The following is a 13,435-nucleotide window of genomic DNA, read 5'->3' on the forward strand; positions in this document are numbered from 1 at the left end:
ACGCCGGTGCTGCCCGTAAAATGTATACCAGCAAAATCTGGATGGTTGAAGATAATTTCTCCAGCTACCGGACCGTCTACATAAATCAGGTTGATCACGCCATCTGGCAGGCCTGCTTCCTGCAACACTTCCATAATGACTTTAGCCGACAAAACCTGTGTGTAGGCTGGCTTCCAAACCACGGTGTTCCCCATCAAGGCTGCTGATGTAGGTAGATTGCCGGCAATGGCCGTGAAATTGAATGGCGTTAACGCAAAAATAAATCCTTCAAGCGGCCGATATTCTAGTCTATTCCACACGCCTGGTGATGACGCCGGTTGCTGTCTATATATATCCGTCGCGTAATGAACGTTGAATCTAAGAAAGTCAATCAACTCACAGGCGGAGTCGATTTCTGCCTGATAGGCATTTTTTGATTGGCCCAGCATGGTGGCTGCATTGATGCGGGCCCGGTAGGGTCCAGCAATCAGGTCGGCTGCTTTCAGAAAGATACTGGCTCTGTGTTCCCAACTGAGGGAAGCCCAGGCATTTTTCGCTTTCAAGGCTGCCTGGATAGCCATTTCGACATGAGTGGCATCCCCTTCGTGGAAATAACCTAAGGTGTGCTGGTGATCGTGGGGGGGCGAAACACGTAATTTGCGATCCGTACGAACCTCCACTCCTCCTATATACATGGGAATATCCGTTTCCTGAGAACGAAATTCCGCTAATGCTTTTTTAAGAGATTCCCGCTCTGATGAGCCAGGACGATATTCTTTCACCGGTTCATTAACCGGTGTTGGTACGTTGAATTGGCCAAATGACATAATGAAGTGCTCGAATTTTTACAAATTTACGGATTGCTAAACTTATCCACTAATTCGCACTAGTTTTCCACATTTTAGCTGTTAACCTTCCATTCATTAAGCTGATTTACCGTACTTTGTTATCTTATTTCAACTTTATCCATGCGTTTCTACAGCACAAATAGCCCCAAGGCGACTGTTTCTACAGAGCAAGCACTTTTTCAAAGCATGCCTGCTGATAAAGGGCTTTATATGCCAACTCCTCTACCCTACCTCGGAGCTGATTTTTTTTCAACCATTGCCAGGCAACCGTTGGCTGACATTGGCTTTGCAATTAGTGAGGCTCTGTTTGGCGAGGAAATTAGTAAGGCTGATTTGGAAGAATTGACCCACCAGGCTTTTCCGTTTGAGACGCCAGTCATTGACCTTGAGCAAGGTTCAATTAGTGTTTTAGAGTTGTTTCATGGACCTTCCTTAGCGTTTAAAGATGTTGGTGCTCGCTATATGGCTGCGTTGATGTCTTATTTTTCTAAGCAAACAGACAAAGAAGTAAATATTCTGGTGGCGACATCGGGCGACACTGGTGGTGCTGTAGCGATGGGTTTTCACAATGTTCCGGGTGTCCGGGTATCCATATTGTACCCAAGTGGCCGTGTCAGCGACTTACAGGAAAAACAGTTGACAACGTTGGGAGGAAACATTCAGGCATTCGAGGTCAATGGCTCTTTTGATGATTGCCAGGCTATTGTTAAGCAGGCTTTTATTGACGCTGAACTGAACGCTCATCTATCATTATCCTCCGCCAATTCAATCAATATATTTCGGCTTATACCTCAAGGGTTTTATTATGTGAGCGCGTATGGTCAGGTTCAAAAATATGGCAAGCCAGTAGTCTTCTCTACGCCAAGCGGCAATTTTGGTAATTTGAGTGCTGGCGCCATGGTACAGAAGATGGGATTGCCTGTCGCCCATTTCGTTGCGGCTACTAACTTAAATCATGTTGTTCCTAGTTATCTAAACACGGGGGATTATGTCCCTAAAGCGTCTGTAGCCACTATATCTAATGCCATGGATGTGGGGAGTCCAAGCAATTTTGTTCGCCTGGCTCATCTTTACGATGACCAGTTTGATCAATTTAAAGCGAATGTTTCGGGATACTTTTTCGACGATGAAGCGACTAAAGCTGGCATGCAGCAGATTTATGAACAGTACAGGTATATTGCCTGTCCTCATACGGCTATTGGTATCATGGGGTTACAGACTTATCTTCAGGATAAGCAACAGGGTTATATGGGTGTATCCTTAGCCACAGCCCACCCTTCTAAGTTTAAACCCCTGGTTGAAGAAGTCCTAAGTTTGTCCATAGATGTACCTGAGCGACTATCGGTGCTTTCTCAGCGCAGAAAGTACAGCATCCAAATTCCAGCTGACTACGAAGCATTTAAAGAGTCATTTTTACACACAGTTTGATATAGTTATCCACAAAAAAAGCTCGAATCCGACGATTCGAGCTTTTTTTGTGGATAACTTATGCCTTATGAAAGTTTTTGTTTGCTTAATTCAACGTATCTCCTCTTAGTGCTCTAAACCGTTTACGCGCTTCAGCTCCATAAATACTCCCAGGATACTGTGTCAATACCTTTTGATAAGCGTCCATGGCGGCCTGCTTGTCTTTTAATCGCTCTTCATACATCTTCCCTTGTGCAAACATGGCATCATCGCCCAATATATCCGTCGGGTAAGTAGCGCTGATCTTTTTCAAGTCTTCCAGCGCTTCGGCATTTTTGCCCTGCTTCATGTATGTATTCGCTCTTAACCAAAGAATTTCGTCAGCTAAACTATGAGTAGGATACTTTGTCAACATTTGGTTCAGAGCTACTATTGCTTCATCGTTTTTATTTTGAAAAAGTAGTAGATCGATGTCGGCGTACTCATGCATGGCAGCCTCCGTGCTATCCATGCCTGTGTTATCCACAATCAATAAACTTAATTGTTCGGCATCATTAGCGATTTCACGGGAAGTGGCTAGTTTCAGCACATCTAACAAGTCTTTTGATACGGCGAAATTACCTCTATAATAGTGCAGCTTCGCGTTTTTTAGTTTTGCTTCATAGCCTAGCAGTTCCTCTTTCTGGGATTTTTCCACTTGAGAGTACAACAATGTAGATTCCCAGGGTTCACCTTTCAGCAGGTAGATATCTCCTTTATCAAGTTTGCAGCGATCAACAAAGTTTTTGTCGGTTTTCCCCAAATCAATTGCCAGATCCAAGACGGTAAGCGCCGTGTCCTTGCTGTCCAGGTAATTCCCATATAGGTTGGCCGTACTCCGTAAGGCTTCGAGCGTTTTTACATTTGTTCCTATCTCCTGAAGCATTTTCTGGTAGTCACCGATTAGCTTACGGATTTCAACCTTATCAACAGGATACGTGTTTTTCACCTGCTCTTCACGCGCACTGATGACCAACCGACGGGCAAAGGGATATAGCTGGCCTTGTGGATAAGTTGTGGATACATACTCAAAAGCCTCAGCGGCTGTCTTATATTCTTTGTTATTCATGGCCAGCATGCCCAAATCATAGACCCGGCTTCCATTCAATTTGACCCGTTTATCAGTCGCTTTCTCCTGCAACAACGCCCGGCTAAATTTTTGCTTCTGGACAAAATACCAGATTAGCAGTTCATTGTAGGCTAGTTCATTTGGTTCTTGCTGAATTCGTGTATATAAGGCTTTTTCCACAAGTGGTTCATCCTTAGTGTTAATAAACCCCTGTAAGGCGGCCAAAACTGGTTCTTTCTTTTCGGCTTGTTTACTAGTTGTGATAATTTCGTCAATGGCCTTTTCTGTTTGACCCGTCGCCCGATACAAAGCCATTAACTCTTCGCTATAAGCCGTTGGCTCCTTGCTGGTCTCACGGGCCGTTTCTAGCGCTCGAATCGCCCAGCGGCTTTCTCCGGCCTCGCTAAAGGCCGCGGCAATTTTTTCCAGCTTTGCTATCGACGATTTGCTCGATTGTATAGCTGCGGTGAACTGTGCTTTTGCCTGCGTACTATCGCCCTGTTGGGTTGCCAGTTGACCATTTAACAATTCATAATAGGCACGGTTTGGCTCATCACTACGCTGTTGCTTGCGCAGGTATTTGACAGCTTCCTCCGTTTTATTGCTTTTTTGCAGACTGTATACATAACGTGAAAGCTTTATCCACGTTACATCAGTTTTCAACAGCTTGGCGTATTCGTTCGCGGCTTTTTCATAATCGCCGGCTTTATAATATTCTTCGGCCAGCGTTGCTCCACCTTGTCCCCAGACTAGTCCAACAGACATCAGCCATAATAATCCAATAATGACTTTTGACCTTATTAACATTTTATAAAAAAGCTTTTTAAAAGAAACGTTATTAAACCTGTTAGCCATGTGGAAATGTGAATAAATAAGTTGTCCACTTATCAATATAACCATTGTGGATAAGAACTACAAGATATCCACCACTTCATCGCTAATTATCCACCTGTAAAGGCCTTATTATTAAGTAAATAACATTTTATCCACAATTTGTGTGTTGAAAGCTTGTGGATTAGTGTATAAACTTCATACACATTTTTAAGTGGGGAAAAATTGTGGAACTGGATGGTATATGTGGGACTTTCTCCACAGAAACTTATTTCTTGAAAACCATTGTGGATTACTTCTCTACTCTTCCACACGCTGCTATCTCCTTGTGAACAAATTATCCACTGACGTTAGCTAGTTATGCACATGGTTATTCACATTAAAGTTTCACTTTTTTAATTTAGAATAGACCTTTACCCGATTCAATTAAATTCGCCTGTTTATTAGCGGCTGGGGCAAATATTATGCCTTGTTAAAGAGGTAAATTAAGCTCGATGAGTTACCGGTGCGTTTGGCTTCAGCATTGGAGGTAAGGCCTATCTGCACACTTTTGCTATAATTTGTTTTGCCGGTTTGGTAGCGGGTGCTCAACATGGCAATATAAAAAGCATCGAATACCATTGGCTTCTGCTTAACTAGGGTGAAGCCGTGTTTGTTAAAGAGGAGCTCTATAGTTGAGGGTGTGAAATGATGCAGATGTCGGGGAACATCGTAGGCAGCCCAGTATTCCTTGAAATAGTGAGCGTCGTATGAATCCGAATTTGGTACGGCTATTAATAATGTACCCTGCTTTGCCAGCAATTGATGGATAGCTTCAATGGATTCGTTCAAGTTTGGAATGTGTTCAAGCACATGCCAGAGAGAAATAATATCGAATGGCTCAGATCCTTTTAGGGCGTTTAGGCTTGGTTTTATTTCAACCTTCAGCTTCTCTTTGGCTATAGCGCGGGCGTCTGGGTCCGGTTCCATACCCGTCACTTGCCATCCACCTGCCCGGCAAGTTTCGAGAAAGGCGCCCGTTCCACAACCCACATCTAAAATCTTCCCTGGCTTTCCATTCAGCTGGTTGACCAGATTCAGCTTTGATCGTAATGTGTAGTTTCTTACCAACCGATAAGCCGTATTAATCAATCCACCACTATTATCGTTGTGCGATACATATTGATCAGATTTGTAATAGGCTCCTATTGACTGCTCATTCGGGCGAGGATTGGTTAAGCGAAAGGTGCATTTTTGACACTGCTGGATGGAGAAATTTTGATTACTGACGAGGTAATCTTCGCAAGTTAAGTACGAACTGAATGTGCTGTTGCCACATACGGGGCATTGATCTACGGTTTCCAAAGCAGGTTTCAAAAATGAGTGAATACAAAAAAGCTCTGATGGCTTATCCTAAAATAAACAACCAGAGCTGATAAAATTAACGGCCCATGTAGACCAGTAATATCGATACGTCGGAAGGACTTACTCCGCTAATGCGGGATGCCTGGCCAATTGTTGATGGCCGTAAACGTTTAAGTTTTTCTTTACCTTCAAACGAAAGCGCTTTTAACTGGTCATAATCAAAGTTTGAATTAATGGATAAATTCTCCCATTTATCTAACTTTTCGGCATTCTGTTTCTCTCGGTTTAGGTAGTCTTCATATTTTATTTCGATGACCGTTTGTTCAATAATCTCCTCCCCTACCCCACTTGGCATTTCGGGAATTGATTTTAAAATGTTTATTACATCCACCTGATCAATTTCTGGACGTTTTAGGAGCGTGTACAAACTGCTCTTTTCACGGAGTGGTGCACTTCCTTTTGATTCAAGGAATTCGTTAATTGACTCTGGCTTTATCTTCGCTAATCGAATAGCTTCGGTTAATTCGGCGACTCCATTTCGTTTCTTAACCATCGAATCATACCGTTCCTGCGAAGCCAAACCAATGGCGTATCCTTTCTCGGTAAGCCTTAAGTCCGCATTATCCTGTCTGAGTAATGTGCGATATTCGGCTCTTGAGGTAAACATTCGGTATGGCTCTTCCGTCCCTTTTGTAATCAGATCATCAATTAAAACACCTATATAGCCTTCAGAACGTTTGATTGTAAATTCTGCTTCTTCGTTCGAATTTCTATGGGCGTTTATGCCTGCCATTAGTCCTTGGCATGCAGCTTCTTCATAACCTGTGGTCCCGTTTATCTGACCAGCAAAGAAAAGATTAGCTACCAACTGCGTTTCAAGCGTAGGCTTCAACTGCGTCGGTGGGAAGAAATCATACTCAACAGCATAGCCCGGACGGAACATACGGACATTTTCGAAACCCTGAATTTTACGCAAAGCGTTGTATTGAACGGTCTCTGGTAAAGAGGTTGAAAAGCCATTTACATAGACTTCCACTGTATCCCACCCTTCCGGTTCCACGAAAATTTGGTGACGATCCTTATCCGCAAACCGGTTAATTTTGTCTTCTACCGATGGACAATACCGTGGACCTAGCCCTTTGATTCGACCCGTAAACATTGGCGATTTGTCGAAGCCGGTCTTTAGTTCATCATGAACAGCCTGATTGGTATAAGTTATCCAGCAACTTCGTTGCTTGGTTAAAGTAGGTGTATTCAGATATGAAAACTTACCTGGGTTTTCATCCCCCAGTTGTTCCTCCATTAATGTGTAATTAAGACTTCGTCCATCTACGCGTGGTGGGGTACCGGTTTTCATCCGCCCAGACTCAAAGCCAAGTTGAATAAGCTGTTCGGTTAATCCAGTGGATGAACGTTCGGCGGTTCGGCCGCCACCAAATACTTTTTCACCGATAAACATCTGGCCGTTTAGGAATGTCCCGTTGGTCAATACAACCGCTTTCGCAAAAAACTCGACGCCCAGGTTTGTTTTTACGCCTGTAACACGGCCGTCTTTTACGACTACTTCGTTGACAGAATCCTGCCAGAAATCTACATTTTTATTTTCTTCGAGTGCTTTGCGCCACTCCCAGGCGAATACATTTCGATCACTTTGGCAACGTGGACTCCACATGGCGGGGCCTTTTGAGCGATTTAGCATTCTGAATTGGATCATGCTTTTATCGCTGATTATTCCCGAAAGGCCACCTAAAGCATCTATCTCACGCACAATTTGCCCTTTAGCAACGCCACCCATTGCTGGATTGCAAGACATTTGTGCAATCGTCTGCATGTTCATTGTAATGAGTAACACCTTTGAGCCCATACTTGCGGCAGCATTAGCTGCTTCGCATCCGGCATGTCCAGCCCCCACTACAATGACATCGTATGATGAATACATTTCTTATATTTTTTGAAAAATGTTTCACGTGGAAACTTTTCACAAAATTGTTGAAAGTTGTTGAAAAGGTAAAACGTGACTTGTACAGAATAATTAGCCAACAAAAAACCGCTGGCCTTAGTGCAAAGTCAGCGGTTTTAAACAAAAGATAAAAACTACTTACTCACCTTCTGCAAATATTGGTTTGCCTCTTTTTTATAGAAAAGGTTATAATTCGGTGTAACCGAACGAAGAACTTCAACCTGTTTCGTTTTTTGCTGGAAATTTGTCGAATCAAAGAAAGCTGGCGTACTACGCTTGGTCGACTTAGCCGCTTCCGCTTGACGCTTAGGGTCTTCCTCCTGCTGTTTCAACGCCTTTTCAGATTCCAATAAACGAGTTAGGATTTCATTTTGCCTATTAATAGTCGTTGGATTAACTCGTTTGTTAACTAAATCAGTTTCTGTCTCATCCATCTTTTCCATAAGCTCTTTAACTTGCTTTTCTTGCTGTTTGCCAGCTTCCGTTCCCTTTGCATTTTCTTCTAATTTTTTCAGCATTTGCCGAATCATGGCCTGTTCAGCCGCCATCTGAGAAAGCTCCTCAGATAAACCCCTCCCCGACTTTCCTCCCTTTTGCATTTGCTGCATTTTGGCGTTCAACTGTTTTTGCATCTCGCCCATACCGCTTGGGTTCTGACCTTTCTTACCGCCTTTGCCTTTGCCTGGCATCGCCATCGCATTCATCTGCTGTTGCATATTTTTGAGCACATCACTGAGCATAAGCGCAAGGTTATTGATGGAAGTCATTGCAAATTGTTGCTTGGATGAAGCCATACTTAACCGACGATCTCGTAGCTGCTGAACGCTTTCATCCATATAAAACTTCATGTTTGTTAGCTCACGAGTAACAAACGATTGAATCTGAACCACCCGGCTAGCTAAAGCATTTAAGCTATCCTCAATAATTTTAGCATCATCCTGTAATTTCAGCTGCTCTTGTGAAAGCTTTGTTACCCGTGGATCCTGCAGGCTCATTCCACGAAAATCTTTCATAACGCGTTCCTGACCAAAAGACAGCGTAATTAAGTTATCAAGGATGTTGCGAAGATCATCCATATTCTCCTGCATTTCTTCCATCTCTGAGGATTGCATGGATTCTTTCATCGCTTTACTCATTGCTTTCATGGCCTTCGCTGACTTTTTCTGCTTTGAAGAAGCTTGTTTACCCTGATTACTCTTCATATTCTTCATCGCTTCTTCCATGTCCTTCTCTATCTCCTGCTGCTCCTTTTCGGATGATTCAGGCTTATTGAGCTCATCTTTTTCGGCCTGCTTTTCTATCTCCTTCAGTTGCTCTTCAGTGTTTTTAAAATCTTCCTGAGACTTCTCTTGTTGCTTTTGCTGCTCTTCAGACGTCTCATTTTTCTTCTCATTCTGCTCTGCTTGCTTCTCTAATTGCTCTGCTTGCTTTTCCAGATTCTCTGCAATGTTATTGACCTTTTGCTCCAGTTGCATTTGCTTGAAAAGTTTGAGCGCACGATCTAAATCTCGCTCCATATTCTTCTCTTTCCGGGTCAACCGGTCGAGCATATCAGATGCTTTCTCATCTTGTTTGCGCTCCAGAAGCTGCTTCAGTTGTTCGTACAATTGCTTTGATTCTGGATCGAGTAGATCCTTGAAAAGCTTTTGTAATTGCTCCATCTTGTCCTGCATGGCTTGGTTTTTTTCGGCAAACCGTTGCTGCGTATCGTTCGTTTTCTGCATTTGTTCCTGCAGTTTCTGAACTTCTTTCATCAACTCCTCGCGCTTCTGCAAGATATCCTGAAGTTGTTTTTTGTCCTGAAAATCGGATGACTTCTTTGTTCTCATCCGGTCTTCCATCGTTTGAAGTTCTTTCTTGATAGCCTGTGTTTTACTCAGCGCATTATCAATTTGCTCCTCTGTCTTCTCGGCTGATTTGTCAACTTGCTTCTGTATTTCTGCGTTGGAAGGAACCGTAAAATTCAACTGGTTAGACCGACTGGACTTCGCTCCATTTACGCCATCGTTGTCCCACACCTGAACATAGTATTCCAGCTTATCTTCCTGGCCCAGCTTTAAGCTATCGAGCGACCAATTGTAGACGAAGTTTTGCGAGGTGGTCGATTTATTGATAGGAATATCCTTTGTATACAACGGTGAAGGCTTACCATTACGACTGATTTTGTAATTCAATCGTAGTTTAGAAAAGCCGTAATCATCAGAAACAAGACCAGAAAGTGCTATATAATTATAGGTCACTGTATCCTGAATGCGATCCACCGAAATCTGTGGGTACCGGTCCGGAATAACCTGTACATTATACTGAATGGTAGAAGGAGACGCTACCTGACCATTTTTTAAGGATACCGTGTATCCCGCATTCTGCATCAGTTTCCGGTTTAGAACGAATGTATTGTCGTCGATCAACCGTGCTGCGGTTGGCTTAGCATCGGTATTAAATCGGAACAAGAGAGAATCGGTATGATCAGCAGCAAATTCCCAATTCACAATAGTTCCCTGGGGCACGAGCAAATTTCCAACATTAGAAAGCTGTTCAGACGGCTTGTTTAAATACCCTGGATAGTCAAGTTTCACATTAAACGAGAGAACAGACGGACGATCTAGAAGGGCAACTTTATACTCGGGAGAATTATACCCAGAAGCCTCCAGATGAAAATCTAAATCACGCTGTAGATTGTCGAAGTTGTAAGTAAACTGATTGCCTGACTGCTCTAATTTGAAGCGAGTTCCGTTAGCTACAACATATACGGCCTGAGGTATCACATCGCCTGCCAATTTCACGGATAATGGAAAATCTTCATTCCTGAAGGCCTTCATCGTTTTGTTCTGGATTATGAACTGGAAAGGGGCTTCCTCTACAAATTCTTTATTATAATTGACCAGCCGGGTTGATGATTTTGCAAAAAAGGACGGGTTCAAAACCAAGATCAATAGAATCAGCGCCAATGGTGGTATGGCATATTTCAGAAACTGCCGGTTACGGCTTATCTGAATAGCGTTGGCAAATCGATTGATCAATAGCTGTTGTGAACGTTGATCCAGGCTAGCCTGCAGCAAATCACTCTGGTCTGTTGAGATGCGCTGAAGCTGGAGTGTGTTGAGCAGCTTATCCCCTACTTCGGGAAAGAAGGTACCAATTTGGCGAGCTGCTTCGTCATTCGATAAAGGCTTACTCAGCCCGTATAAATTCAGCAATGGCCGGATAATAAGCAGATAAAGGCCTACAATGACGGTAAGCAGAAAACCAAAAAATAAGGCCCCACGTCCAATGGAATTAAACCGACCGACGAATTCAGCCGTGTTTATAAATAAATAGCCACTACCCAATAAGGCAATAAAGAATAAACTACCCTTTACCAGCTGATTCTGAAAATAGCGTTTTTTATACTCATCGATGCGTTGAAGCAGCGTGGAATAAGAAGTTGAGGATTGCATAAAAATTCAGATTGAGTAGTTAAACTAATAGGGACTCGAAATACTGAATAACCTGTTTTTTTAGAAAATTTTCTTGTGCTAATAAATCCCCGTGTGGTATGGGTTTTGCCAATGTCCATTGTGGCCAGCCATCCTTATCAAGCCCATCAAATGTATAGTACCCATCTGAGCTCAATACCCGGCAAACCGCTATATGCATTAGGTCTTGTTTAGCTTCTTTAGAAAAGCGCCTAGGCCCCGTACCTAACTCCTGAACTCCTATTAAAAAAAGAACGGCATTAAGATCGGCAGGCCTTTTGCCTACGAGGGTTTGCAACTGGTCGAGTAGCTCCTCCCACGATTTATCTATACTATTTTCGTTCACGGCGCTCATAAATTTATTCTTCTCTCTAAATTACAACGTTTTATCTTATCTAACGAATGCATTCCATGATTCGGATTATTCGTGCGCTTCTAGCTGATTTTGCTGATCTTCTGTTCCCTACTCTTTGCTTAGGGTGTACCAACTCACTAGGGACAAATGAAAAGATTCTCTGTACAAAATGTCGGATAAGTTTGCCAGAAACAAACCAGCATAAGGAACCCTACGACCTAAATCTCCTCAATAAGTTTGCCGGAAAAGTACCGGTACGTTTTTTAGCGTCTTATGTGTATTTTAGTAAAGGAGGAATTGTCCAGAAACTCATTCATGCTATAAAGTATAAGGGACAAAAAGAGGTAGCCAAAGAAGTAGCAGGTTGGTATGGGTATCAGTTAAAATCGGAAACAACGCTTATAAATGAAATAGACGTATTAATTGGCGTTCCGTTGCATAAAAGCCGTTTTCAACAACGGGGTTATAATCAGGCCGACTGTATCGCTGAAGGCCTCTCTGAAGCTCTTAACATACCAATGCGAACAGATGTTCTGATTCGTAACCGTTTCAAAGAATCACAAACTCGTAAGAATAGACTAGAACGTTGGGAAAACGTGAAAACCGTATTTTCGGTCCAGAATGAACATGAAATTCAATATAAACATGTGGCTATCGTTGACGATGTATTAACCACGGGAGCCACATTGGAAGCTTGCGCTGTTGAGCTTTTACAAGCTGGCTGTAAATCCGTTAGTGTATTAACCCTGGCAGCAGCCCATAGATGATAATTTGTTGAATATCAATTATTTGTATAAAATAAGGCGGTCACTCATCTCTGAATGACCGCCTTATTTATGTTATTAAATTAATTCTATTTGTTTCGGCCAACACCGATCATGGCGCAACGGAAACCGATCATAGCCGTTGCTGAATCCTGATCCAGGAACCGGCGTGTACCAGGCGATAACCAGTAAGCAACATCATTCCAGGAACCACCTTTATATACCCGAAGCTTATCGTCAATTAATGACTGTTTGTTTTTGGTATCGTAGTTCTTCGATTCATCCAGATAACCATTCCGACGAATCGGGTTCAGGTCATTTACGTCCTGGTAAGACAGCGGACGATAAACATCATATACCCATTCATTTACGTTACCGGCCATATTGTATAAACCGAAGTCATTGGCTGGGTATGAATAAATCTCAGCCGTGATAATAGCCCCATCATTTGAGCGGCCAGCAATACCGGCATAGTCACCACGACCACGTTTAAAGTTAGCCAGCATCTGGCCCTGTTTCCGCCCTTTCTTGGGGTTTCGGACAGAAGAACCATCCCATGGATAAATTCGCTGATTTATTTGATTCTCGTCCATGTATTGCGTTCCTATGAGCGCTTTAGCTGCATATTCCCACTCAGCTTCCGTTGGCAGGCGATAATCAGGCAAAATCATACCGCTTTCCAGACTTGGTTTTGGGGGAGCCGTCGAGGTTGTCGCTTCAGCCAGAGCAGGTTCTTCAGCCGTTTTTGATTTCCGCTTGAGCGAGAAGCCGCCCCCTTTCTTCTTCGGCGCGCCCCCTTTGGCTAACTCATTGTTGACCGCATTTGACCGCCAAACTGCATAGTCGCTAGCTTGCACCCACGATACACCCACAACCGGGTAATAGCGAAAAGCAGGATAGCGGAGATATTGAGTTACATACGAATCATTGAACGAAAGCGGGTTTGCCCAAACTGTTGTATCGGGCAAAGCGGCTTTTACAACTTCTTCCGACGAATCACGCGTAATGGCGTTCAGATACTCGAGGTAGTGAACGTTAGCCATTTCAGTTTCATCCATATAAAATGACTGGATCGAAACAGTACGCTCGCGGTTATCGCGGCTATTCATGACGTCCTCTTCGAGGGCTCCCATTGTGAAACGGCCCCCTTCAATAAAGACAAGGTTTGGACCCGCTTTCTGCCCAGCAAACTTCTTTACCTGAAAACCATCTTTCTGGTTGTAAGCAATCCCCGTAGCCGTACTTTGCTTTCCAGGCTTCACGCTGGTTGGGTGCTTGGACTTACAAGATGCAAGGGCCGCCATTGCCAACAGCACGTAAGCCGCTCGTTGCAGGTGATACTTTTGAATCATTGCTCTATTTTGTGTAAAACGTAGGTACAAAA

General features: G+C 43.2%; 9 protein-coding genes (1 of these 9 running past the window's edge). 2 read left to right on the top strand and 7 right to left on the bottom strand.

Translation table 11 applies throughout. The features are described 5' to 3' along the window. On the bottom strand, positions 1-806 hold the 5' portion of the coding sequence (gene pruA, locus SD10_RS27025) for an L-glutamate gamma-semialdehyde dehydrogenase (protein WP_046578386.1). It extends 826 nt beyond the left edge of the window; only the first 806 of its 1,632 coding nucleotides appear in the window; the start codon lies at positions 804-806; its stop codon lies beyond the left edge, outside the window. A 141-nt stretch (positions 807-947) separates the two neighbouring features. On the opposite strand from pruA, the gene thrC reads away from it, so the two are divergent. After that, entirely contained in the window at positions 948-2,255 is a 1,308-nt protein-coding gene (gene thrC / locus SD10_RS27030) for a threonine synthase (protein WP_046578388.1), read from the top strand. A gap of 85 nt (positions 2,256-2,340) precedes the next feature. On the opposite strand, the gene SD10_RS27035 is transcribed toward thrC, so the two are convergent. From SD10_RS27035 to SD10_RS27055, 5 genes are all read right to left on the bottom strand, one after another. Continuing rightward, positions 2,341-4,197, bottom strand: a complete 1,857-nt coding sequence (locus SD10_RS27035; RefSeq protein WP_227699081.1) for a tetratricopeptide repeat protein — start codon at positions 4,195-4,197, stop codon at positions 2,341-2,343. A gap of 438 nt (positions 4,198-4,635) precedes the next feature. Further along, positions 4,636-5,529 (bottom strand): class I SAM-dependent methyltransferase, encoded by an 894-nt coding sequence (locus SD10_RS27040; protein ID WP_046578393.1) that lies wholly within the window; start codon positions 5,527-5,529, stop codon positions 4,636-4,638. A gap of 64 nt (positions 5,530-5,593) precedes the next feature. Continuing rightward, a complete protein-coding gene (mnmG, locus tag SD10_RS27045) occupies positions 5,594-7,456 on the bottom strand; it encodes a tRNA uridine-5-carboxymethylaminomethyl(34) synthesis enzyme MnmG (protein ID WP_046578395.1) in 1,863 nt (620 codons plus the stop codon). A 155-nt stretch (positions 7,457-7,611) separates the two neighbouring features. After that, a complete protein-coding gene (locus SD10_RS27050; protein ID WP_046578397.1) occupies positions 7,612-10,914 on the bottom strand; it encodes a DUF4175 family protein in 3,303 nt (1,100 codons plus the stop codon). A 19-nt stretch (positions 10,915-10,933) separates the two neighbouring features. Beyond that, entirely contained in the window at positions 10,934-11,287 is a 354-nt protein-coding gene (locus tag SD10_RS27055) for a hypothetical protein (protein WP_046578399.1), read from the bottom strand. Between the two features lie 56 nt (positions 11,288-11,343). Between SD10_RS27055 and SD10_RS27060 the strand changes: the two genes are divergently transcribed. Further along, the gene (locus tag SD10_RS27060) at positions 11,344-12,054 is read left to right on the top strand and encodes a ComF family protein (protein ID WP_046578401.1); all 711 of its coding nucleotides are present in this window, start codon (positions 11,344-11,346) and stop codon (positions 12,052-12,054) included. Between the two features lie 86 nt (positions 12,055-12,140). Here SD10_RS27060 and SD10_RS27065 read toward each other — a convergent pair whose 3' ends face one another. Beyond that, a complete protein-coding gene (locus SD10_RS27065) occupies positions 12,141-13,403 on the bottom strand; it encodes an SUMF1/EgtB/PvdO family nonheme iron enzyme (RefSeq protein WP_046578403.1) in 1,263 nt (420 codons plus the stop codon). Between the last annotated feature and the right edge of the window lie 32 nt (positions 13,404-13,435).

The sequence above is a fragment of the Spirosoma radiotolerans genome (assembly GCF_000974425.1).
In the GTDB taxonomy this organism is placed as follows: Bacteria; Bacteroidota; Bacteroidia; order Cytophagales; family Spirosomataceae; genus Spirosoma; species Spirosoma radiotolerans.